The organism is Pseudomonas sp. BTN1 (assembly GCF_001907715.1).
GTDB lineage: Bacteria > Pseudomonadota > Gammaproteobacteria > Pseudomonadales > Pseudomonadaceae > Aquipseudomonas > Aquipseudomonas paracarnis.
Window position 1 is genome coordinate 13868 of record NZ_MPBM01000038.1, and the last position, 26663, is coordinate 40530.

General features: G+C 58.6%; 7 protein-coding genes. 3 read left to right on the forward strand and 4 right to left on the reverse strand.

What is annotated here, in order from left to right; genetic code table 11:
• Positions 1-8: 8 nt before the first annotated feature.
• A complete protein-coding gene (locus BMH52_RS18760; protein WP_083610648.1) occupies positions 9-16997 on the forward strand; it encodes a hemagglutinin repeat-containing protein in 16989 nt (5662 codons plus the stop codon).
• Between the two features lies 1 nt (position 16998).
• Positions 16999-17196 carry a hypothetical protein gene (locus BMH52_RS18770; RefSeq protein WP_032872340.1) on the forward strand — a complete coding sequence of 66 codons (198 nt, stop codon included), beginning with the start codon at positions 16999-17001 and terminating at the stop codon, positions 17194-17196.
• 312 nt (positions 17197-17508) lie between these two features.
• Here the strand turns inward: BMH52_RS18770 and BMH52_RS18775 are convergent, their stop codons facing one another.
• From BMH52_RS18775 to BMH52_RS18790, 4 genes are read right to left on the reverse strand one after another with little or no spacing between them, the layout of a single operon-like run.
• A complete protein-coding gene (locus tag BMH52_RS18775; protein ID WP_014718554.1) occupies positions 17509-17844 on the reverse strand; it encodes an isochorismate lyase in 336 nt (111 codons plus the stop codon).
• Positions 17845-17858: 14 nt separating this feature from the next.
• Positions 17859-19073: a histidine decarboxylase gene (locus BMH52_RS18780; RefSeq protein ID WP_073844657.1), complete on the reverse strand. Its 1215-nt coding sequence runs from the start codon at positions 19071-19073 to the stop codon at positions 17859-17861.
• Between the two features lie 39 nt (positions 19074-19112).
• Positions 19113-20948 (reverse strand): (2,3-dihydroxybenzoyl)adenylate synthase, encoded by a 1836-nt coding sequence (locus BMH52_RS18785; RefSeq protein ID WP_072434609.1) that lies wholly within the window; start codon positions 20946-20948, stop codon positions 19113-19115.
• A 26-nt stretch (positions 20949-20974) separates the two neighbouring features.
• Positions 20975-22120, reverse strand: a complete 1146-nt coding sequence (locus tag BMH52_RS18790) for an isochorismate synthase MenF (protein WP_019817100.1) — start codon at positions 22118-22120, stop codon at positions 20975-20977.
• 140 nt (positions 22121-22260) lie between these two features.
• Here BMH52_RS18790 and BMH52_RS18795 point away from each other — a divergent pair, with 140 nt between their 5' ends.
• The gene (locus BMH52_RS18795) at positions 22261-26622 is read left to right on the forward strand and encodes an amino acid adenylation domain-containing protein (RefSeq protein WP_073844659.1); all 4362 of its coding nucleotides are present in this window, start codon (positions 22261-22263) and stop codon (positions 26620-26622) included.
• Positions 26623-26663: the final 41 nt, after the last annotated feature.

Below are 26663 nucleotides of genomic sequence, written 5' to 3' on the forward strand. Positions count from 1 at the left end.
GACATGACATGGACGTTCGCCAGTACGCATTCCTCGCGCGCCAGCCTTCTGCTGCCGTAAAAAGCCGCGCCCATTTCCTGGGGCTGCCTAAACGTGGGTTGGCGTTAATCCTGGCCAACGCGATGTTCTGGCACCCATTGCTGGCCCAGGCGGACGGCATTGTGGTGAATGCGCCGGGTACGATGGTTGGACAAGCGGGCAATGGCGTGCCCATCGTCAACATCGCCACGCCAAATGCCAATGGTCTTTCGCACAACCAATTTCATGACTACAACGTCGGCGCCAACGGGGTCATCCTCAATAACGCCACTGACCGTACCCAGTCCACACAACTGGGTGGCATCATTGTCGGCAACCCCAATCTCCACGGCACCGCGGCCAATATCATTCTCAACGAAGTCAACGGCGGCAGCCCCAGCCAACTACGCGGCTATACCGAAGTGGCCGGGCAATCGGCCCATGTGATCGTTGCCAACCCGTATGGCATCAGCTGTAACGGTTGCGGCTTTATCAACACCCCGCAAGCGACGCTCACCACCGGCAAAGCCGTGATTGAAAACGGCCAGATCAATCGCTACCAGGTGGACCAGGGCAGTGTTGCTATCGAAGGCGCCGGCCTGAACGCCAGCAACGTCGATCAGTTCGAAATCATCACCCGCGCCACCACCATCAATGCCCAGATCCAGGCGAAAAAACTCACCGTCATCGCCGGTCGTAATGACGTCGACGCACGCACCTTAAATGCCACCGCACGGGCCGCAGATGGCAGCCAGGCGCCGGATCTGGCGATTGACTCGTCGGCGCTGGGCGGCATGTATGTGGGCGCAGTCAAGCTGGTGGGGACCGAGGCGGGTGTCGGTGTGAAGTTGTCGGGGGACATGGTCGCCGGCGGTGATATTCAGATCGATGCCGGTGGCCACGTGGTCATGGGCCAGACAACAGCGGCCGGCGCCATTAACGTGAAGGCCCGCAGCGTGGAAGCCCAGGGCGTGGTCGCGGCGGGCAGCGTGCTTGAGATGAAGACGCAAGGCGACCTGCTCAATCAAAAAAGCCTGGCTGCGCGTGATCGCGTGGCGCTGCAAAGCGGTGGGGTGTTGACCAACAACGGCGTCATCGAAGCGGGTGTCAACGCTGATCGGACGCGCAATGCTCAGGGCGATATCCACGTCACTGCCGCCCAGTTGAATAACAACGGCAAGACCGTCATCGCCAGTCGTGACCTAGCCGTGAATGTGGATGGCACTCTCGACAACCGCGGCGGCACCCTTAGCGCGCAAAACCAGCTGAAGGTGACGACCGAAGAACTGGATAACCAACAGCAAGGCCGCGTGTTGAGCGCCTCACGCCTTGAGCTCAATGCCGGGCAGTTGCTCAATACTGACGCAGGCCTGGTGGTGGGCGACCGAGGGCTCAGTGGCCGCATCGGGCAGTTGGTCAATCGCAAGGGCGAGCTCTCAAGCCTTGCTGACGTCACCTTGCAGGTCGACAGCCTGGACAACGTCGCCGGCCTGATATCTGCGGGCCAGGCGCTGCGCTTGACTGCCAGCGCGGCGGTGAACAATCAAAACGGTCGCCTGGCGGCCGGGCAGATGGTGCGGGTCAACGCGGGGCAACTGGACAATAGCCAGTCAGGCATCCTCACCAGCCAGGGCGAGCTGGGGCTGAATATCGCCGGCACGTTGGATAATCAGCAGCAGGGCCGCATCGAATCGGGGGCCGCTGCACAGGTCAATGCCGGGAACTTCAATAACCAACAACATGGCGTGCTCGCCAGTGGTGGCGCCCTTGAACTGGCGGCCGGCCCGGTCAATAACAGCCAAGGTGGATCAATCTACAGCGCCAAGGCTCTCAATGCCCGTGTCACCAGCCTCGACCAGCATGACCAAGGGCGCATTTACAGCAATAGCGACCTAACCCTGGACCTGAGCAACGGCCACCTCGACAACCACGATGCAGGTTTGATCAATGCCAGTGGCCAGCTGGCGCTGAATAATCTCAATAGCGTCGACAACCGCAGTGGCGAGATTTCCAGTGCCCGTGGGTTTAGCGTCGCGGCGAACAGCCTCGACAACCGCGCTGGCAAGCTGCTCAGTGATCAAGCCTTGGGCTTGCGTATCGCCCAGGCACTGAACAATGGTGCCGGTCAGATTGCAGCCAGCGGCCTGGATATTGACGTTGCCAGTTTGCTCAACGACCAACGCGGTCGAGTTCACAGCCGTGATCGGCTTAACGCCCGGGTGGGTGGTTTGCTCGCCAATCAAAGCGGAAGTTTCAGTGCCGATTCAGGCGCACAGTTGACCGTAGGTCACCTGGACAACAGCAATGGCGGCCAACTCTTCAGCCAAGGCGATTTGAGCCTGAACCTCAATCGGGGTCACCTCAACAACCAAGGCGGCTTGATCAACTCCCCAGGCCAGTTGTTGCTGACTCAACTGAACAGCGTCGATAACCAGGGCGGCGAAATCTCCAGCACCCAAGCCTTCGATCTGAATGCGGATCAACTCAATAACAGCGCCGGCAAGTTGCTCAGCGAGCAAGCTTTGAGCGTGCGCATTGCCCGTGCACTGGACAATACCAAAGGTGGGTTAACCGCCAAGGCCCTGGAGGTACGTGCGGGCACACTGATTAACCAGGCCGGTCGACTCGCTGCGGTGGAGGGCCTCAACCTGCAAGTCGATGGCGAGCTGGATAACCGCAGCGCGAAGGTGCTAGGCAAGCACCTGGTGCTTGGGGTTGGGACGCTCAATAACGACCAGGGCCTGGTGCAGGGTGATGGAACGCTGGTGCTCCAAGCGGGTGGCGCGATCAGCAACCAGGCAGGCACATTGGCCGCCGGGCAAAGCGTGACCGTCAACAGCGCCAGCCTGGATAACCGTCAGGGCACCCTGACCAGCGATGCGTCGCTGACGGCGCGTATAGCCGCGAATATGCTCAACCAAGCGGGGCTGGTGAGCGCTGGCACTGACTTGCAGGTGAACGTTGCTGATTTGAACAACTCGCTCAACGGTCGTATTGCCGCTGAGCAGGTACAGATCAGTGCACAAGGCATCGATAACCGCGCGGGCGGTAGCCTGTACGCCAAACACCAACTGGGCGTCGATGTTGGCGGTCAGTTGAACAACGCCCAAGGCACGCTGCGCAGCGATGCTCGCCTGACCATCAATGCCGGTGGTTTAACCAACGATGACGCAACGCTATCGAGTGCTGGCGAGCTGAAGATTGCAACGGGCAACCTGAGCAACCAAGGCGGAGAACTGCGCAGTGCCACTCAGTTGGGGATGACCGTTACTGCACTGGACAACAGCCGTAACGGGCATGTCGTAAGCCAAGCCGATGTAAGCCTGGATATGCAAGGTGGTTACCTAAACAATAACGGTGGTTTGATCAACGCGCCGGGGCAATTGCTGCTCAAGCAACTGGGCAGCGTTGATAACCAGGGCGGTGAAATTTCCAGCGCCCACGCCTTTGAGCTGGCGGCAACCGCCTTGAACACAGCGGACGGCAAGTTACTCAGCCAACAAGCCTTGACCCTGCGAATCGCCCAGGCACTGGATAACACCCGTGGCCTGATTTCCGCGGCAGCCTTGCAGGTCAGCAGCGCCAGCCTGGACAACCAGGGCGGCAAACTGAGTGCCGTTTCCGACCTGAACCTCGGCGTAGAAGGTGTGCTGGACAATCGCAACGGTGAATTGCTGGGTCAGCACTCGACAGTCGAAGTGGCTGCGCTGAACAACAGTCAAGGGCGCATCCAGGGCGATAACCGCTTGATCTTGACCAGCCACGGCGCGGTCAACAATGACAAAGGCACGCTAGCTGCCGGTCAGATGCTGACGGTCAATGCTGCCAGCCTGGACAACCAGTCCAAGGGCCGTCTGACCAGCAAGGGTGAGGCGCACCTTGTGGTGGGTAGCGTGGATAACCGAGGTGGCAGCATCACGTCGGTCGGGCAGTTGCAAGTCAAGGGGGACGAGCTGGACAACCGTCAGGCCGGGTTGCTCAATTCGGGTAAAGCCATGAACCTGTCCATCGGCAAGCTGGACAACCGAGGGGGTGAAGTTTCCAGCGTTACCGAACTGACGATGATGGGCCGTGAGCTGGACAACAGCAATGCCGGTCGCGTACTGGCCAATAGTACGCTCCAGCTGACGCTCGCCAGGCTGAACAACCAGCTCAAGGGCCTGATTTCTGCGCAGCAGGATGTCAACCTCAAGGCAACCAGCCTGGATAACAGCGCCCAAGGCAGTGTCTACGCCAAACGCAACCTGGACGTGACCCTGGCCGGGCAGGCTGACAACAGCCAAGGCGTCATGCGCAGCGACGCCGCCTTGCAACTGCGCAGCGCCAGCTTTGGCAACAACGGCGGGCGTATCAGCAGCGGCGGGGCGTTACTGTTGAGCGCCGCCAATGCCCTCGCCAATCAGAACGGCGAGGTGCTCAGCGCTGATACGGCGACGGTGAATGCAGGCAGTGTCGACAACAGCCACGGGCGCATTGTGGCTGACGGTGCACTGCAACTGACCACAGGCGTATTGCTTAACCAACATCAAGGCCGTGTCACCAGCGCTGATCGCCTCAACCTGACAGCGACCGACGTAGACAACCGCTTCGAGGGCCGTATCGCCAGTGGCCAGGCGCTCAACGCCAGCCTCAGCAGCCTTGACCAGCGCGGAGCCGGTGAGTTTTACAGCAACAGCGAACTGACCCTGGACATGAACCAGGGGCACTTGAATAACGCCGATGGCTTTATCAACGCGCCAGGGCAGTTGTTGCTCAAAAACCTCAAAAGCGTCGACAACCGTAACGGTGAAATTTCCAGCGCCAAGGCCTTTGCCTTGCGTGCCGACACCCTGGACAACAGCGGCGGCAACTTACTCAGCGACCAAGGCTTGACCCTCAAAATCGAACAGGCGTTGCTTAACGTCAAAGGGCTGATTTCAGCCGCTGGTGTCGAGCTGGGTGCCTCGCGCCTGGACAACCGTGAAGGCAAGGTCAGCAGCGCTCTGGATGCGCGCCTGGCGGTCAATGAGGACCTGCTTAACGACCAGGGCGAAATCGTCAGCGCAGGCCACACGCAGCTGAAGGCGGCCAGTTTGGATAACACTGCCGGGCAGGTGCTCGGTGATGTCAGCCTGGATGTGAAGGTCAAGGGCGCGCTGAATAATCAGGCCGGCACGCTCGGGGCCGGCACCTCGTTGAACGTGCAGGCCGCCAGTCTGGATAACCGCCAGGCCGGGAAACTGGGCAGCGACGGCCAACTCAAGGCCACGATTGATGGGTTACTGGACAATCAGGCCAAAGGGCAAGTGTTGGCCAAAGGCGCGATGGAACTGCGTGCCGGTCGTCTGGATAACCGCGAAGGGCGGCTGACCGGGCAGGACCTGTTGACGCTGCACAGCGCCAACGTCGACAACCGTGGTGGTGTGATCCTTGCCCAGAAGGACCTTCAGCTCAATGTGGGTGAGTTGGACAATCAGCAAGGTTCGCTCAGCAGCAAAGCGGCCCTGAGCTTCTCCGGACAGCAATTGCGTAATCAGAAGGGGCTGGTGAGTGCAGCAGGGCCCCTGCGACTGACTGCCGATAATGTGCAAAACGCGGCTGGCCGAATCGCCAGCCAGGCGGATCTACAGGCAACTATCGGTGTACTGGCCCAACAGGGCGGTGAACTGGTTGCCCAGGACGAGCTGAGCTTGAGCGGGGCTTCCCTGGACAATCGCGATGGCGGCCTGGTAGGCGCCACAAAAGCGCTGAAACTGACGGTCGACGCCATTGATAACCGTGCGGGCGAGATTTCCAGCCAGAGCAGCATCGACTTCAAGGCGCAGCACCTGGATAACAGCGCGGGCAAACTGATCGCCGGTACCGCATTGGAACTGGCCGTGGCCCATGTGATCAACCAGGCCCAAGGGATGATTTTCGCCCGGGACAACCGCTTCAACGGCGCGCGCCTGGATAACGGCCAAGGCACTTTCGCGGGCCAGCAATCGCTGAGCATGTCGCTGGTCGCCATTCCCGGCACTGAACTGGATGGTCGGCTGGATAACCAGCTGGGCAAAATCAGCAGCGAAGGTACCCTGCAGGTGAGCAGCGCGACGCTCAACAACGACGCGGGTGCCGTCTCTTCGGCGGGTGCGCTCACACTTGCTGCCAGCGGTGCTATCACCAACCAGGGCGGCGTCATGGAGACCGATGCCGCCCTGACGCTCACCAGCGCGAGCCTGGACAACGGCCCCAAAGGCCTGCTCAACAGCCGTGGCGCGCTGACCCTGGCCACCGGCACGCTGAACAACACTGGCCGTATCACCAGCGCTGATCGCCTGGACCTGGCAGCCACCCAGGTGGCCAACAGCGGACGTATCGCCAGCAGTAAAAATCTTACCGCCGCGATCACCGGCCTGAATCAACAGGGCGGTGAACTGTTCAGCAACACCCAGCTCGACCTGGACCTGAACCACGGCCAACTGAGCAACGTGGGTGGCCTGATCAATAGTCCGCTGCTGATGTTGAAAAACCTGGCTGATATCAATAACCAGCGCGGCGAAATTTCCAGCCAGCAAGCCTTCGTGCTGGCGGCTCGCAACCTGGATAACGGCGGTGGCAAGCTGATCAGTAACCAGGGCCTGATCCTGCAGATTCAAGACGCTTTGGGCAACGCCAAAGGTGCGATCAGCGCAGCCGCCCTCAACGCCAACAGTGCTCGCTTGGACAACACTGATGGTTTGCTCAACAGTCGTGGCGTCATGGACGTCTCTGCCACCCAGGCGCTGGATAACCAGCGCGGAACGCTGATTGCCGACGGCGCCATGCGGCTGTCTTCCGCTCGACTCGACAACCGTGACGGTGATGTATCGGGCAAAGCCTTGGTGACGGTTGATATCGATCAGGTCGATAACCGCGGCGGTCAACTCATCAGCACCACAGCCGTGGATGTGCGTGGTGCGGTCCTGGACAACCGCAAAGGCCTGGTTGGCGCCGATAAGGCGGTGAAACTGCTGGTCGATCGGGTCGACAACCGTGGTGGCGAACTATCGACCAACGCCGACCTGACCGTTACAGGGCACACCTTGGATAACAGCGATGCGGGTCGTGTGCTGGCCGGGCAATCCTTAAACCTTACGCTCACCCAGCTGCTTAATCGCAACCAAGGCCAGCTCAATACTCAGCGGCTGATGCTGAGCGCTCAGGACCTGGACAACAGCAACGGCAAACTGCTCGCCCAGCAGCTTCTGCAACTTGAGCTGAAAGGGGGGCTGAATAACACTCAAGGCGTGCTCAACAGTGAAGGGCGCCTGCGCGTCGATGCGGCGAGCGTAGTCAACCGTCAGGGGCGGATTTCCAGCGCCGACGCGTTGGTGCTGGGTTCGCAGGGGGCTCTGGACAACGAGGGCGGTGAGCTCGTGACTGACAGCACGCTGCAACTGCGCAGCGCTAGCCTGGGGAACCAGAAGGGCGTGCTCAGTGGCAAAGGGGCGGTCAGTGTAACCACTGGCGCGCTGGATAACACTGGGGGCCGTCTCACCAGTGGCGACACCTTGGAGCTGAAGGCTGGGCTACTGAACAACAGCGCCGGCAACATCGGCAGTGCCCAGGCCCTGACGGCCAGCGTCGATGGGCTTGATCAACAAGGTGGCAAGCTGTTCAGCAACGCGGGCCTGACCCTGGACCTGAACAATGGCCAGCTCAACAACCAGCAGGGCCTCATCAACGCGACCGGGCCGCTGGTGCTCAACCATCTCAATGGTGTGAACAACCAGGCCGGTGAAATCTCCAGTGGCCAGGCCTTCAATATCGTGGCGCGCAACCTGAATAACAGCGGTGGTCGCCTGCTCAGCAACCAGGGCCTGACACTGCGTATCGACCAGGTACTCACTAACATCAAGGGTTTGGTTGCAGGTGCAAGCCTGAGTGCGCAAGCGGCCGTGGTCGATAACAGCGGCGGTACGCTCACCAGCCGTGGTGCCCTTGAATTGACCAGCACGGGGCTGCTGAGCAACGGGCAACAAGGTTTGATCAACGCCGCGCAGGCATTGACAGTCAACGCGGGCAACTTCAATAACCAGGGCGGCAGCCTGCTGGGTACCAGCGCGCTGACGCTCAATGCGTTGGCCGTGGACAACAGCGCCAAAGGCCTGATCAACAGCCAGGGCAGCCTGGAACTCAATGCCCTGAGTTTAGACGCCAGTGACGCCGGCGAGGTATCGGCCAAGGGTGATATGGACCTCACGCTCACGTCCATGGCCTTGCGTGGCGGCAGGTTGATAGGTGAGCAGCGCCTGAGCGTCGACTTGGCAAACGGTGATCTGGATAACCGCAAGGGCCTGATCTTTGCCAAAGGCCCGTTGACCTTAAAACGCCTACGCGACCTGCAAAACCAGGGCGGCGAACTGTCCAGCCAAAATGCACTTAGCTTGACGGGGCGCAGCCTGGACAACAGCGCCGGCACGCTTATCAGCCAACAGTTACTCACGCTCAATGCAGGCGACGTGGTTAACCGCGGCGGCCTGATATCGGGTTGGCAGGGCCTCAACCTGATCGGCACTCACTTGAATAACCGTGACAAAGGCACGCTGTCCAGTCGCAACGGCGACCTTGACGTGCGCCTCAGTGGCAGCTTGCTCAACAGTGGCGAAGGGGCGTTGGCCAGCCAAGGGCAGTTGAGTGTCAGCGCCGCGAGCCTGGATAACAGCAACAAAGGTGTTATCTCCAGCGGCGCGCAGCAGACCTTGAACGTGATTGGCGCATTGAACAACACCCAAGGTGGGTTGATCGACAGCGGCTCGACGCTGGATCTGAGCGCGGCCGACCTCGACAACAGTGCCGGTAATATCACGGCCCTGCGCAACCTGAACTTCCTGGGTGGCAACTTGCTCAACACCGGTGGCTCGCTGATGGGTAACGACCATCTGGTGCTCAACCTGCAAGGCAACCTTGGCAACGTCAACGGCAAGATCGCAGGCACTGGGTCGTTGGTACTCCAGCGCGCCATCGAGGTGGATAACCGAGGCGGCCAACTGGCCAGCCAGGGACGCCTGTCATTGGCCATGGGCGGCCTGAACAACAGCCAAGGCGGCACCGTCGCGGCGAAAGGTCCGCTGGCCATCGATGCCAGCGCCATCGTTCAAAACAACGCTGACGGTTTGATCTACAGCCAGGACGGCGACCTGCGCATCAACGCCTTTGGCCTGACGAACGCGCAGGGCAAGTTGCAGGGGCAGAACGGCCTGCGTGTCGAGGTCAATGGCGATCTCGACAACCAAGGCGGCAATATCATCAGCCAGACCGGTGACGTGCACCTCAAGGCCGGGAACCTCGACAACCGTAGCGGTGTGCTCGCCAGTCTCAAGGGCGCCATTGAAGCCGGTGTGGTGGGAGTGCTTCGCAATGGCCATGACCTCAATGGCAGCCCCAAGGGCGGCTTGATTCAAGGCCAGCGCCTTCTACTCAATGCCGGTCAATTCGATAATCAGGGCGGCTATCTCGGCGCGCAAACCAGCGATGCATGGCTGACGGTTGCCACCCTCAATAACCAGCAGGGCGCGTTGTATGCCAAGGGCCTGATGCGCATCAATGGCAGCGCCCTGGAAAACAGCGCCGGCCAGATTGCCGGTGACCAGATCGCGCTTGGCCTCGATGGCCAACTGACCAACCACAACGGCCTGATCGAAAGCACCAACAACCTGACCGTGGCCGCCAACGCCATCGATAACCAGGGCGGCAAGTTGCGCGCCCTGGGACGCGCCGGCAAGACAGAGTTCCAGATCGGCAGCGTGTTCGACAACCGTAACGGCGCCGTGGAAACCGCCAACCAGGACCTGACCCTGGCGGCCGCCAGCTTCCAGAACAACGGCGGCCAATTGCTGCATGTGGGTGAGGGCACATTCGACATCTCGTTGCCCAACGTAACCGGCGCGGGCGGCACTGTTGTAACTCGTGGTGGCCTGACTCTGAACGCGGATACCTGGACCAACACCAGTGTCATTCAGGCAGGGCGATTGAACGTCAACGTCAATCACTTTACCCAGACGGAAACCGGGCAGTTGCTGGCTTCGACGCACCTGGAAGGTAAGGGTGGCAGTTGGGTGAATAACGGGTTGATTGCCAGTGATGGCACGCTCAGCCTGGGGCTAACGGGGACCTACGGCGGCAGTGGGCGTATCAGCAGCGTAGATACCCTGAACGTCGGCGCCGCTTCGTTAAACCTTGATGCTGCTTCAAGTATTACGGGGGGCCGGGGGGCTACCATCAGCGTCGCAGGCCAAATGACTAACTCGGGCCGTATCAGCGCCATGGGCAATTTGGCGATCAGTGCTGGAGCGCTGACTAACGCGGGCACTCTTGGCAGCAGTGAGGGCATGCTGATTGACACGCAGACCTTGCTCAACGAGCGCGGCGCGATCATCAGCGGTGGTGACATGTCGCTGCTGGCCGAGAGTTTTACCAATAAAAACGCGGATGTTTACAGCCTGGGCAAACTCTTTGTCGCCCGGGATATACAGGGCAATTGGGCGGGCACCCTGAACAATATTTCGGCCAACCTGGAAAGCGCGGGCGATATGACGCTCCATGTGGGCGCGATAGAAAACAAAAAAGAATTCTTCAATGTTTCATCGACATTGGTTTCCGGCGCTATCGGGATGAGAGGCACGTCGGCACGGGCCGGGCACATGGTATTGATGGAAGAATATGAATCCAAGGTGGATGCGGAGTCGGTGTCCGCAAGCATCTCGTCCGGCAGGAACCTGGATGTTCAGGGACGTAGCCTGTTGAACTCTGCCTCGGTTATTTCGGCCACCGGCAATATCAGTGCTGCGCTGGAAAACTTCAGTAACGTTGGCGCCACATTAGGAAAGTATTCGGTTCTCAAGTCTTTCGACCTTCCTAACCTCAAGGAAGACAAGAATATCTCCCGTTTCTGGCGTTCGATCATGGATTACAACGCTGCGAATGATCCGTCCTATAAGCTTCAAGGCTCCGGTTCGAGACGCGCGGGAACCCTGCATTTCTGGGATCAAAACTGGAACGAGTCGATGGTGACGCCCTACACAAGAATGGGGGGGACGGCTCAGCGACAAACCAACCTGACGTTTGGTTGGAAAACGTACACGACCTTCAATGTCAATTTCCAAGCCCTGTTTCCTGCGCCAGCCTACAACGCGGGCACCAGGTCGGCATTACCGGCCACTCTGAGTGGAGTCAATTTCTACGATCAGCGGATGATCTCCAAGCCCGGCAGTGCAGGCACTGCCCAAGCCATCGTTCAGGCTGGCGGTGCGGTTCAAATCAATGCCAGCAAGAATCTGGTCAACAGTGTCATCCAAGAGGGCCAGCCGATATCGACAGGTTCCGGACGTGGGTTTGATGCCACTCGTCCAGTCAATAATGCTGTTGTTGCAATCGACTTGAATGCGCAGCTGCCACCGGACTTGGCCCAACAACAAGTCAACCCCTTGACGCTACGCGGGTTCACCTTGCCCACGGGCACTCACGGACTGTTCCGCCTCAGTAGCCGGGCGGGTGAGGATGCCCAGGCCACCCAAGCCACCAGTGGCCCACAAAGCTGGACCATGGGCGGTGCGACCCTCGGACTGGCTCAACGCCAGGATGCACAACCGGCGCTTGAAACGCGCACCTTCGATTTCAAAAGCGTCACTCAACAGGGCGCAGCTACGCGTCAGGTGGACTCCACTGCACGTCAGGTCAGTGGTGTCACCGCCACCACCAGAACACTTAACGTTGCCGGGGCCGGCGATGTGGCCAACGGCAGTGGCTGGACGCCCAGCCAGATCACCCCAGGTGAAATCGCCCGGGGCGACGGTATCAACGCCCAAGATCCGTCCAGCGGTTCAACGCCGCCAGTGGCGAAGGTCACAGGGCCTGCGGATCAGCCAGACCTGGCGCTGACCCAAAGGGACACCCACGTTCAGGTCGCCACACCGGGCGAGCCCGCTCGGCCGACGTTGAACATCCCTGGCGTGACGCCGGTTATGCCAGGCGTGCAGCCGGTGGTGAACACACCCGTCGCACAAGGTGCGGGCAGCAGCCCAACCCAGGTCGCGGAGGTGATTGCCCAGCCGGTCAATGCGCTGGCGCAAACCACTCCGGTCGCCAGCCAGACCATCAACCGCGTGCAAGGCTTCACGCCTACCGCGCCAAAGTCGCAACCACATAAATACCTGATCGAAACCAACCCGGTGCTCACCGACCTCAAGCAGTTCATGAGCTCCGACTACTTGCTCGCAGGGCTGGGTTACAACCCGGACGAAAGTGCCAAGCGCCTGGGCGACGGGCTCTATGAACAACGCTTGATCCAGCAGGCCGTGCAAGCACGCACAGGGCAGCGTTTTATCGACGGCCAGAACACCGACGAAAAGCTGTTCAAGTACCTGATGGACAATGCGATCCAGAGCAAGCAGCAACTGAACCTGGCAGTGGGCGTTACCTTGACCTCGCAACAGGTCGCGGCGCTGACCCATGACATCGTCTGGCTCGAACAGCACGAAGTGAACGGTGAAAAGGTGCTGGTGCCGGTGCTGTACATGGCCCAGGCCGACAATCGTCTTGCACCCAATGGCGCATTGATCGCAGGCAACGACCTTAACCTGATCGCCGGCGAAAACCTGGAGAACGCCGGGACCCTGCGTGCCACCAACAACCTGTCCGCCAAAGCGGGCAATGACCTGATCAACAGCGGCTTGATCGAAGCCGGCAACCGCCTCGACCTGCTGGCGGGTAACAACATCGTCAACAAGTCCGGCGGCATCATCGCCGGACGCGATGTCACGCTGACGGCGATCAAGGGGGATGTGATCAACGAGCGTGCCGTGACCCGCACTGGTAACGGTACTGCCGAGCGACGCGACTATCTCGACAGTGCGTCACGCATCGAGGCTGCCAATGACCTGACGATGAATGCAGGTCGTGACATCGCCAATACCGGTGGCGTACTGCAAAGCGGACGTGACACCACATTGGTCGCTGGCCGCGATGTGCACATCGATGCCGTTGAGCAACGCAATGGCTTGGATCTGGGCAGCCGCCTGCGCACCGAAACCGTGACGCAAAACGGTGCCAGCGTGGAGGCAGGCCGTGACCTCAAGGTATCGGCAGGGCGTGACTTCAGCGCCATTGCCAGCCGCATCGACGCCAAGCGTGACTTGAGCATTACGACCACCGAAAACCTGAGCATTTCGTCGGCCGCCGACGAACAGCATTCCTCCAGCAAGTCCAAGAAGGTCACCCAGTCCAAGGACCACATCAGCCAGGTTTCCAGCGTGCTGACGGCCGGCGGCGATGTGTCGCTCAATGCCGGTAAAGACCTGGAACTCACCGCCAGCCGGATTGCCGGGGGCGGCAACGTGACCCTCGATGCACAGCGCGATGTGAGCATCCTGTCGGCACTGGACGAAGACGCTTCGTTCTACTCGAAAAAGAGCAAGGGCTCATTCGGTCGTAGCAAAAGCCAACAGCGGGAGAGTTACGACAGCACCAACGTGGCCTCGGTCGTTGAAGCCGGTAAAGACCTGACCATCAATACCACCAAGAAGCCTGATGGCGGGATGAGCATCGATGGCGGGCGTGACGTCACCGTGATCGGCAGCCAGTTGAAGGCCGGTGGCGACATGTTGCTGGGGGCCACGGGTGACATTGCGGTGTTGTCGGGTGTCGAGGAGCATGGTTCCTACAGCAAGAAGACCAAGTCCGGGTTCCTGGGGCTGTCCAAAAGTGGCAAAAGCCAGTTGAAGACTACTGCGAGCCAAGTGGGCAGTGAGTTGGAGGCGGGCAATGACGTGGTGGTGGCGGCAGGTAATGATGTGCGGGTGCGGGCCAGTGAGATTAGTGCCGATAACGACACTGAACTGCGCTCCGGGCTGGTCAATAGCACGGGTGATATCAACCTGATTTCTGCGAACGACACGGCCTATAGCCGCAGTGAAGAGCACAAGAAGAAGTTTGGTTACACGGAAAGGCCAACATCGGTTGCCATTTCGTCCGCTAAGAAGGCCGGTCGTGAAGCTCAGAGCAGCACCAGCGTGGGCAGCCATGTAAGTGCCGAGCGCGATGCAACTTTGCAGGCTGAGCGCGACATCAATCTGGTTGGCAGTGGCATCAGCGCAGGGCGCAATGTCAACCTGGATGCAGGGCGCGACGTCAATGTGGTCGCCGCGCAAGACACCAGCAGCGAACGTACGTGGGAGAAGAAAAAACAGACGGGTTCAAGCATTTCCAGTAACGGCGATGGCATCAGCCTCTTCGCCGGCACTGAAGGCAGTGGGGAGAAAAATCGTGTCGAACACGAGACCGCTTCCAGCAGCCAGATCAGCGCCGGGCAAGATGTGGCAATCAACGCCAAGCGTGATATCAACCAGCGCGGCTCTGATGTGGGCGCTGCCAATGATATCGAGCTGACGGCGGGCAGAAATATCAATATCGATGCTGCGCGTGAAAGTGTGCTCACCGAGCAGATACGCGAGAAAGAGAGCAACGGCCTGGGTGTTTCGATCAACCATAACTATGCCAATACCAAGGACGCTGTCAGCGGAGCAGGGAAAGGCGAGGACAATGTCAGCAAGGGCTCAAGCACGCTCAAAGCCGTTGATTCGGTCAGTCAGTTTGTCAGCGGGCCAACGCTCGACGGGAAGTTCGGCAACAGTAAGCAGACCAACAGCCAGCAGGTTATCGAGCAGACCAATCGCTCTTCGACGCTGAGCGCCGGTAACGATTTACACCTTAACGCTGGCAACGATTTGTTGGTGAAGGGAAGCCACCTGGACGCCGGACGTGACATCAATATCAAAGGACGTGACGTCACGCTGGACGTGGCCAAGGGCGGGATTAGTGAAGAAACCACCCACACCCAAAGTTGGGGCGGCATTCATGGCGGTACCAGCGGCGGGATCAAGTTGGGCGCTGGCGGTAGCTTCGGCACGGCTACGGGCGAGAGTTCCCAAGGCTCGTCTACGGCTTCACAGCTGGAAGCCGGTCGCGATATCAACCTCAAGGCCAGCAATGACCTGAACTTGGTTGGAACGCAGGCTAAAGCTCAGCGAGATATCGAGCTGAATGCCGGCAACTATTTGAACATTCGTTCGGCGCATAACGACAGCAACAGCGAAAACAACCGCCACAGTGGCGGCGGGGAAGCAGGTCTGACGTTTGGCTCTGAAGGTATTGGCGTCTACGTCAGCGTCAGTATGGGCAAGGGTAACCTGGAGCGAGAAGGCCAACGCCAACAAGAGGCTTATCTCTATGCCGGCGACCGCCTGGGTTTCGCCAGCGGCAAAGACACCACCATCGGCGGAGCGAACCTCAGAGGCGACGAAGTGGTGGGGCGCGTGGGCGGCGACCTCAAGGTTTCGTCGGTCGCTGATACGGGCAAGGTCAAGGGCAAAGAGTTTGATATCAGCGTTACGGCCACCATCGGCCCGGGTGCGGGTGTCAGCGGCTCGGTCGGCTTTGGCAAGACCACAGGCAAAACGGACTGGGTCGAAGAGCAAACCCGTATCACCGGCAAAAATGCCGTCGATATCAGAACAGAGAACCATACCCAGATCGACGGAGCCGTCATCGCCGCTGACAACGGCAACCTGAAACTGGACACCGGCACCCTCGGCTTCAGCGATATCGCCGGGCAAGACAAAGAGCATGGGTACTACCTGAACGTAGGCGGCACCTATAAAGCCGGGAGCAGTGAAAGCAAAGGCAACACCGTACAAGACAGCAGCCAGGCGGGCAAAGGCAAGGAAGGTAAGACCGGTTGGAGCGTTGAGGGTTGGAACTACGAGAAAGAACGTGAACAGATTGTCCGCGCCACGGTGGGGGCAGGTGAAGTCGTTGTGCGCAAGGATGCTGAGACGGGAGGTGACTCTACGGCCGGGTTGAACCGGGATGTGGGTAAGGCCTATGAGATCACCAAGGATGATGAAAAACGAACGGATTTGTATGCGAGTAGTTCGTCCATTGATGCTGTGCTCAAACCTGGAGAAACGCTGAAGCAATGGTCTGATGGGCTACTCAATTACGATAAAACGGCGTTGGACAACTTCAACAAGGCCGCCGGGGCATTGCATGCATTAGTCAATCGAGTGGAAGTCATGCAGGGCCGTCCGATGGATGCTCGTGCAGAAGCCATGGCCGGCAAAGACTTGGCAGAAAGCACGCTTGAAGCCCTCATTCTCTCTGGTATGAGTCCTCGATCGGCAATGGCAAAAATGGGGGATCCCGAATTCATCGACAGCGTCCTGAGAAGTATGGCGTCGTTAAATGGGATCGAACCCCAGGTGCTTAGCGACGCGCAGAAGCTTGTTGAGTCGAGCACCTATAAACCCGACCCTCAGGCAGTGGTACTGGATACGTCGGAAGTCAACCCGACAGGGATTGAAGAACTTCAAGGTCTGATTCGTCAACTCGGGGAAATACAGGCTTATAAAAACAAACATCCTGAGAGTGTGGAAGCCATAGCCTATGTGTTGGCCGCGGCTCAAGGCCCGAAAGGGGGTGCTCAATTCATTGCGATGAAGGCTGTTGAGGGGACCGAGGCGGGGCAGGCGATCTCGAAGAATATAGACAAAGCGAATGCGTTCGTCGGAAAGAAAGTCGCTCAAATCATCGAAGGGACCGAGCTGAATCCGACGTATGACAGCGACAAATATCTGATTGGCGGTGGTGAGCTACTTTCCAGTATTTTATTTGGGGCGATGCCTGCTCGAAAAGGTAAGGGCGGTAAAGATTCCGAGGCAAATTCTCCTCGCCCTCTTGCCGAACCTGTCTATAGGACAAATAAGGAGGCCAAGCAGGCTGCAGAAGCATTGGGGTATAAAAAAATCAACGAAACAGTTCATGATGGGCAGGCTGTTTTCAAACAGGGGAATTTGTATATCACTAGGGACCTTGACGGACATAACGGAGGAGCATGGAAAGCAGCTAAATCGGTTAAAGCGCTTGGCTCGAAAGATACGAGACTGGGTACTTTTGACGTGAATATGAAACGTATTGGTGATTGAAATGAAAAAAACTGAGATGCCGGATTGGATTACACGTGGGAAGACCATTTCTGAATTAATTGAAGAATTACGCTCATTTGAGGATCAAACTCTTATGGTTGAGATTTCAGTTGACGGTGGCGTAAGTAAAAAGCCAATCAGCTTGGTTGGGAAGGAAGATGGTGTCTGTGTTTTATTTAATTGCGAGTCGGATTTTTAACGCGGGCTATGGTAGTGCCGGGGGGGCGTAGAGCAGAATAGATGGGGCTACGGTGACTCTACCCGACACTGCGGCCAATCGAATTACGGGCAAGGTCAAATGCAAAGAATTCGATATCAGCATTATGGCGAAAAAAAAAGGGGACAGATTTGAATGGCACTTAATTAACAGCTAACAGGCTGATCTGATTACAAAAAAATGAAGAAAAGGCCGCCCTTGGTCTACGGTGATAGTTGTGAACACACACCACTCGAACAAGGACAGCCCGCGTGAATCGCAGACCTCAAGTCGTCAGGCATCCACCCGCCATCGTCATGACTTGGCCTGCGCCGAGTACGTTGGTTGTCGGGTGGCCCGCCAATGCAGGATTTGCTGTTGAATATTCCAGTGAATAATCTGCTCGTAGAGCTTCTCGACGAAAGCGACATCAAGTTCGGCTTCTACCGCCCATAGTCGCCGCTCCTCAAGCATGGCCGCGACGCGTTCAGGTGCTGGAATGTCCTGTTCGTTGGCTTTGAACTGCGCCGCAGCCTTTACGTAACGCAGGCGTTTTTGTAGCGAGTCAAGGATCTGGCGGTCAAAAAAGTCGATGCCCGCTCGAATGTCATTGAGGTTCTCGCAGGCTTGTGGCGGTTTTAGCGGCAGCATGAGGCTGGTCTCTTTCAATAATGGGTACGCAAGTTGAATGACGCCGCGGGCAATCGCTCGACGACCGTTTGTTCAGTGAATGCTCGCTTGGATCGAAGGGTATTCAGTTGAGCTTCGGCAACCACTTCGTCGATCAAGGCGTCGATCATGCTGCAATCGTGATGATGAGGTGTGGTGATCAGGTGTGCCGAATTACCGGAGGTGGCCAGGCAGTATTTCGTCGCAATTCTTTCTGATGGGCAAGGGAACACGACGGTGATGGAGTTTTCGTTGCGCCAGGCATCAATGCCCGAGGCCTGGAAGCGGTCGACGGCGTACTGTGCCGTGTCCAGGCTGTGTTTGATTCGATGGCGCCATTCAGCCCATGAGTAGCTGCGCAGTGCCGCCCACATCATCAGGGGTGTGTGGCCGTTGCGCGAGCCGCTGATGGTCTTGTCATGGGCGCGGATATAGTCCACTTCCACTGAAATGCGCGCGACGTTGTTGCGTTTGGCCACGACAATTCCGCAAGGAATGGGCGAGCCGATCATCTTGTGGCCGGAGACGCAGATCGAGTCGATGCCGTCGGCAAACGAGAAGGGTTGTGGGTGATCGACGAAGGGCAGGATCATCCCGCTCAAGGCCGCATCAGCGTGCAGGTAGTAGTCGTGGCGGGCAATGCCTGCCTGTTGCAGGCGTTGCTGGATGGTCACGATATTATCCACGGCTCCACGCATCGTGGTGCCGATGTTGGCGAAGATGATGGGGTGACGCTCCTGGTCGGCGGTTATTTTTGCCATCAGGTCGTCGTAGTCGATTTCGCCATTGGGCAGCGATTCGACCGCACGGCATTTGATCCGCAATAATTTGACGATCTTTGCCACGGAGTAGTGGGTGTCTTTCGAGTAGTACAGGGTGCCGTCCGGAAACAGTTCGCGTCCCAGGTAGCAGCCAAACATATTGCCTTCCGTCCCGCCATTGGTGACGTAACCCCAACTGTCTTCAAGGGCAATGTTGAACAGCTCGGCGAAATACGTCATGACGTCTTTTTCAAAGTCGAACGAGTTCAACAGGTAGTTGCTGTACTCGTTCCAGTCCCCGCAGTTGTTAATTGAAAACTGCAAGAAACGGTGCAGCTGGGAGTAATCAAAATCGGCTGATTCGGGATACCCAATGTTGAAATACTGATGTGTCACGCAGTGCTCCCAGAAGCCTTCAAGCTTGCTTTGGTCGGCAGGGGATAAAGTCATGTCTAACTCCTTTTAAAACGACTGGGTGACGCCGCCCGGTCAGGCGGCTATCTGCCTCGCGTCTACCAATGACCACCAGCTGCTGAGCGTGGGCGAATCCGCCAGTTCTTCGAAGCTGACGGCAATGCCACGCTCCTTGAGTTCGGCAGCGAGTCTCATCACTTGCAAGGAGTCGAGGCCATAGAAAATCAGGTTTTCCTCGGGGTCCAGGTCTTCACAGTCCTCGACGAGTTGCCGCACGCGAGTCTGCAACCAGGCGCGGGTGGTTTCCGCTGCCAGAAGCTGACGCAGATGCTTCTTGTCAATCTTGCCCACGGGGGTCAGCGGCATGGTTTCGATTAACCGGATGCGGTCGGGCAGTTTGTATTCGGCGATGCCGAGTTCCATCAGGTGACGTCTGAGCGCGGGCGGCTTCAGGCTCGGGTTGCGTGAGACGACGAACGCGCAGCTTTTTTCTCCCAGCCTGTCATCGGGCATGGCCACCAAGCCCGCGTGAGTCACATCAGGATGGAGGACGATGAGGTTTTCGATTTCCTCCGAGGCGACTTTTTCACCGCCACGGTTGATCTGGTCCTTGACCCTGCCGACCACGCGCAAATCGCCGCTGGGCATGAGTTGGACGAGGTCGCCGGAGTAGTAGTACCCCTCGTTATCGAACGCCTGGGCATTTTGTTCGGGGCTTTGGTAGTACCCGCAAAAAGTGTAAGGGCCACGTGTGGCGAGCATGCCAGGTTCTCCGTCCGGGACGGGGAGGCCTTGTTCGTCAACGATTTTGATTTCATCGTCGGGGCTGATCGGACGGCCCTGGGTAGTAAAAATCTGTTCGTCGGAGTCATTTAGCCGGGTGTAGTTGATCAGGCCTTCGGCCATCCCGAATACCTGTTGCAGCTTACAACCGAGCACGCCGGGCACCTGGCGTGCCAGCGAGTCGGCAAAACAGGCGCCACCGACCTGGAGGAACTCAAGCGATTGCAGTTGTTCTTTATGCTCCGGCGCTGCCTGCAGCCACAAGGCGGCTGCACTTGGCACCAAGGCCACAGTATTGACCTCTTGGCGCTGGATGATCGAAAAACAGGTCAAGGGCTCCGGGCTGGGCGCCATGATGATGCAGCCGCCAGCATGCAGAACACCGAGGGCGCCGGGGGAGCTGAGCAAGAAGTTATGGGCGGCAGGTAGCGCGCATAGAAAGCGCGTGCGTGGCGTAAGTTCGCATACTTGCGCGCTTGCCCTGGCGTTGTAGTAATAGTCGTTGTGAGTGCGGGGGATGAGTTTGGGGGTGCCCGTGCTGCCGCCTGACAGTTGGAACAATGCGACCTCGCCGGGCCCCGAGGGGGAGACGTTCACGTTGCTCTCGCTCGGCGTATTGATCCAGTCGGCGAGGTTGTTTTCGTGACGTTGCTCGCCCAATAGCAAGATGATGTCTGGACTTGAACCCACCTCCTTGAAGTCGGCGATATAGCTGTCGTCACGGAAGACTTCATGCTCGCGGGAGGCAATCAACAACGTTGGCGCGATTTGTTTGGCGTAACTCTTGAGTTCAAGTTTGCGATGGCTGTAGAGCGCGTTGAGGGGGGCGATTCCTGACTTGAGCAGGGCAAAAAGGACAATGTAAAACTCCGCGATATTGGGCAACTGCACCAGTGCAGTGTCACCGTTGCCAAGCCCGCTGGCGGCCAGTCGCGAGGCCAGGTTGGAAGACAATTGGTCCAACTCGGCATAGCTGAAGTGGCGATCGCCGCAAATAATCGCGGGGGCGTCGGGTTGCGACTGGCTGCGTTCCTGAAGGAGGTGGGTGAGCGGTTTGTCGAGCCAATAGCCTTTGTCCCGATAACGCTGTGCGCTTTCCAGAGGCCAGTGGTTAAATTCAATAGTCATAGTATTCACGTGTGAAAAAATTCGAGTTAGTGGGCCAATCCGCAGGCGCGCAGCATGGTGCCAAGTTTGGTCTGGACTTCTGCCCATTCGGAGTCGGGGCTTGAGGCTTCAACGATGCCTGCGCCGGCGAACAGGCGGACCTTGTTTCGCCTGACCGTGCCGCAACGAATCGTTACGACCCATTCGCCATTGCCCTGGGCATCGCACCAACCCACCATGCCGGTGAACAGGCCGCGCTCGAAGGGTTCGACGAAGCGAATCAGTCGTCGGGCGCGCTCGGTAGGGAAGCCGCACACAGCCGGTGTGGGGTGCAAGCGGCAGGCAAGCTGCAAGGCCGATACAGCCGGGTCTGCCAGCGTACCTTCGATGCGGGTCGAGAGGTGCCAGAGCGCGGGCGTGCTGATGAGGGAGGGGCGTTGCGGCACATTCAGCTGCGTGCACAGTTTCCCCAGTTGGCTGACGATGTCCTGGGTCACGAACCCGTGTTCGTAGTGATCTTTTTCCGATGTCAGCAACCAGTCTGCATTGCGCCGGTCGGCTTCTGGATCGGCCATGCGCTTGGCTGACCCTGCCAGCGGGTTGGACAGAAAGCTCAGGCCTTCCTTGCGGACCAGAAGTTCGGGACTGACACCGATCAGCGTGGTGCCATCAGGCATTGGCACACGGAAGTGGTAGCCGCTCGGGTTCTGGGCTTTCAGGTTGTGCTGCAGGGCACTCACATCCACATCGTTTGCAAATATCAGCTCGCGTTGAACCGAGAGCACAGCCTTGCGTACGTCGCTGTGGCGGAAGTTGACGACGGCGTGTTCCACCGCCCGTTTGAAGGCCTGTTCGTCCGGAATGTTTTTCTGTTCGATCAACTCAGGCAGCGTCGACATACCCGTTTTCGCGTGGATGTCTCGGGTCCGCCATTGCGCGTGTTCGGGAATGTAGAGGCAGGAAGGTTCAGCAGGGTCGAAAGGGATGGCGCCAACGATGATTGGGTTGCTCTGGCCAGCTTCGCGCGCCCGATCAAGCGCTTGCGCAATTGTCTGCTGGAACAGGCTATTGGCGTCATCGCCGCCAATGGCAGGTGTTTCAATTCTCTGCAGCATCCCGGTGACCGCTAACTCGCGATCGCCGGATGTGAACGAAAAACTACGTTGTACCTCTGCGAGTTGCACCTCTTCCATCTCGGTCGTTCTTAGGGTGCCCGTTCTCATTTGGGGGAAGCCTCCGTGGCCTAGGGATAAAAAGAAACTTGAAATAGAATCATTATCGTTTCTAATATGTGATGCTAATCATTACGATTTGTCAATCACATGAGTGAGCCATGAGAGAGTTAACTTCAATGCAAGCCGCCTGTTGGATCGGGCGGACTGCTCATGCGTTTTTAGGGAAAGTTTCAGCTCATCTGTATGCCGAATTCGATGGCCATTGCATTGAGCTGGAGCGGCTGCGCAAGGCACTTGAGCAGGTATGTCGGCTGCACCCCATGCTGCGAGTCAGGCTGAATGCGGAAGGGCTTCAATCCATTGCTGCGATGGACCAGTCACCGCTATTGGAGGTGGAGGATTTACGTTCGATAAGTGAAGAGGAGGTTGCGCAGCGCCTGCTCTGCAAGCGTGAGGAATGGACTCATCAGCAGCTTGATCTGTGTCAAGGGCCCGCAGCACGGTTTTGTGTGAGCCTGCTGGCCAATGATGCGTTTCGGCTGCATGTCGATACGGACATGATCGCCATTGACCCATCCAGTTTTCGCACGTTGATAGAAGACCTGGCAGAGCTCTATGAACATCCAGAGGCCGCTCTGCCACACACGCCATCGTTCTTCGACTGGTATGACAAAGCGCGCACCGATAGCGCACTTAAAACGGCCCGCGACCGGGACCGTCGCTGGTGGCGCGAGCGTCTGTCTGATATCACGCCGGCGCCGACGTTACCTTTTCTTGAAACCCCGCCTGACCAGCCGCACAGCGATCGACTCAGCACATGGCTGGGTCCAGAAGAGCGCCAGGCGTTACAGCGTCTCGCCCGCGAACGCAGAATAACGCTGTCTACCTTGATGATGGGGGTGTTTGCAGCGGCCCTTGGCGCCCAAACGGGAGACAAGCGATTTCGCCTCAATGTCCCTACGTTCTGGCGACCTGCGCTGGTGGGCGAGGTTGAGCGGATCGTCGGCGATTTTGCCAACATGCTGATTCTGGATATCGATCTGGAGGCGGCCCGGAGCCTGGCCGAGCTGTGCAGGCAACTGGCAGGCAATATGGTGGATTTGCTCGAGCATTGCGCTTATCCCGGGGTGAACCTGATGCGCGACCTGTCCCGTCATCATGGCGCTGCGCAACTGGCCCCTGTTGTGTTTACCGCCGGGCTGGATCTGTCTGGCGCAGACCTTCTTTCTGAGCGGGTGCGGCGAGTGTTGGGCCCCATGAACTGGGTGGTTTCCCAAGGGCCTCAGGTTGCGCTAGACGCGCAGGTTGTCTGCGCCGACGGCGGCATCTTGATCAATTGGGATATCCGTCTGGATGCGTTACCACCCGCCTGGGTGTCGGAGTTTTTCGACCGTTTCGTGCTGATGGTGCGCGAGGTGGCCGCTTGCTCCGCTGTTCTGGACCAGCCACTCTCCCAGCCAGCGGTTGTCGCAAAACCACTGACCGCTTTACAGCAGGCTTATTTGCTTGGGCGCAGCGCGCAGATGCCGCTGGGTGGTGTGGCCATGCAAGAGTTTCGCGAGTACCGCGGCGCTATGGATCCGGCACTGCTGCGGAGCCGGCTGGTCGAGATGGTCCAGCGCCACGAAAGCCTGAGAGTACGCATCGACGCGCAGAAACTCGTGCAGTTCGTCAGCGATGAGGTGCAGTTGAACCTGGACGAAGTCGACCTTACGACCTTATCGCCAGAAGAGGCGCTCAACTACGTCGAGGCGCGCCGCGAGGCGTATGCGCATGCGTTGTTCGAGCTGGACCGTTCGCCCTGGAACGTCACGATCTTCAAGCTTCCGGAGGGCCAGTTGAGCGTCTTCGTACGCCTCGACGCCTTGATTCTCGATGGGCGCTCAATCGCCACCCTCATGGTCGAGCTGTTCGACGGCACAACTGGCGAGGAGTCGTTCCCGCAGACGGCATCCGAGCCAGAGGATTTGGACAGTAAGCGCAAGGCAGATTCCGTTTATTGGAAAGCCAAGCTTGCTGCGGTCAGCGGGGCACCGCGGCTGCCGTGGATCACTGCGCTGGATCGGGTGGGCGCTTCACGCTACGAGCGACAGAGCCTGCTGATCCCCAAGCCTACGTTCGGCGCCTATTGCAAGTTGGGCGCGCGGCAGCGGCTGTTTAAAAACACCACGCTAATGGCACTGGTGCTGGAAGTGCTCTCGCACTGGCTCGATGAGGGTGGTTTGTGTGTTGCGGTGCCTGTTGCCCCGCAAACGGTCGGTGCCTTTGCGAATCGCTCGAGCTTTATCGCGATCAATTGGAGCGCCGAGCCAGATGGTTTTGCCGAACGCGCTGCCAAGCTGCAAGTAGATGTGCTGGAAGGGTTGCAGCACCTGAGCTTTTCAGGGGTGGACCTTGCTCGTTTGCTGTTCGAGTCCCATGGTCCCGGCCCGGTGCTTCCGGTGGTGATCACCAACGGGTTTTCCTGGCCAGTCTCGGCGCAGGGCAGCCCGATGAGCCTGCACGGCGGTCTGACCCAGACGCCACAGGTGGCGATGGATATTCGCTTCTCGGCCAATGCCGACGGCGAATTGGTGTTCGATATCGACTATGCACGCGCAGTGCTGGAGCCGGAGCTTGTCAGCGCCGTTTTGAACGCAATCGAAAAAGCGGTCGACCAAGCCACCACAAGCGGGGTTTTGGCCGTTGATGCCAAGGCGATAATCGAAAAAGGCCACTACCGTTTCAATAGTCGGGTCACTGAAGCGTGCCGCGAAGGGTTTCTCGACAGGATCGCGACCAACATTTTTGATCGGAGCAATACCAAAACTGCTCTTATCAGTGGTGATCGGCTAATCAGCTATGCCGAACTCGGCCACAGCGTGTGCTGCATCATCGGGGCATTGAAAGCGCGCGGATTATCACGTGGGCAAGTCGTCGCCATCTGCCTGCCTCGCAGCCCGGAACATACGATGGTGACGTTGGCGTGTGCTCTGACAGGCGTAATCTGGGTTCCCATCGACGTTTCAGCGCCGGCCGAGCGGTTGCGTTACCTGCTGGAAAACTGTCAGCCCGATCTTGTGGTGATTGCCCAGCATGAGTCTGTCGGCTCAGTCACGGCTACACCGGCGGAACTCTTGGCTGTGCAGACCCAGGCGATGCCCGTGCTGGATGACCTGTCGTTAAGCGACGCCCCGGCCTATTACCTTTATACCTCGGGCACCACTGGTAAACCCAAATGCGTGGTTCTGAACAACCGAGCCACCGCCAATGTCGTCGGCAGCACCCTTGAACGTTGGGCTGTCACCGAGCGCGATGTGTTCATGTCCGTGACTCCACTTCACCATGACATGTCGGTGTTCGACGTTTTCGGATGCCTGACGGCAGGGGCAACACTGGTGCTTACCGGGGGTGGCGAGGAAAAGGACGCCGTACGCTGGAACCAGTTGATCGCCCAACATCAGGTGACGTTGTGGTGCTCTGTGCCCGCTATTTTGGAAATGCTCCTTTCATGCCGCACCAGCCATGATTTGAAGAGCCTGCGTTTGATTGCCCAGGGCGGTGATTACATCAAGCCGGCCGTGATCGCCGAGTTGCGTGAACTGCTGCCGTCATCTCGGTTGATTTCCCTGGGGGGGCCGACGGAGACCACCATCTGGAGTATCTGGCATGAAATTACGGACGATGACCGTGCGCTGATTCCTTATGGAAGGCCCTTGCCCGGAAATAGCTACTTCGTCCTAGACCCACGAGGCGAGCATTGCCCGGCAGGCGTAGTTGGCCGAATTCACACCGCCGGCGTCAATCTCGCGCTGGGGTACCTCGAAAACGGCGAGTTGGCTCAAAGCGAGTTCGTGACCGTCACTGATGAACATGGCCAAGCCGTTCGGGCGTTCCGGACCGGTGACTGCGGGCGTTACCGCCGCGACGGTACCTTGATCTTCGACAGTCGGGTAAATGGCTACGTGAAAGTTCGCGGTGTGCGGGTATCGCTTCCGGATATCGAGATAGCGCTGATCAATCATCCGTCGCTCAGGCACGTGTTGGTCGTGGATTACGGCGAGCAGCGCCAAGGCGAGGTCTGCATTGGCGCTTTGTATGTCTGTCAGCAGGGCGGCGAAGAGCCGACCACCACCGAACTCCGCAACTTCGCCCGTCAGCACCTGCCGCACTCCCATGTGCCCACGCGTTTGCTCAGGGTGGACGCGTTGCCGCTGTCGCAGAACGGCAAGCCTGATCGTCAACGGGCCCGCAGCCTGCTTACGGCTTCGGTAAATGACGCAAGTGAGCCCGCTGCGATGAGGCGCTCGACCCCACGCAACAAGGTATTGGATATCTACTTGAGCGTACTGGGGCGACCGCTGGCGGATGGGGCGAATGCCAGCGTGGACTTTATTAGCCTTGGGCTACGGCCCCAGCATTTGAAGGCGATTTCGGCGCGGGTCCAAGAGGATTTCTCGGTGCGCCTTTCGCCAGGGCAGCTCCTACGCTGTCGCAATGCACAAGACGTTGAACGCCTGCTCATGGCTGAGAGTTCCTGAGCGTGTAACGGATGTTGATATAAGCGCGGTGGCGCGCCTGC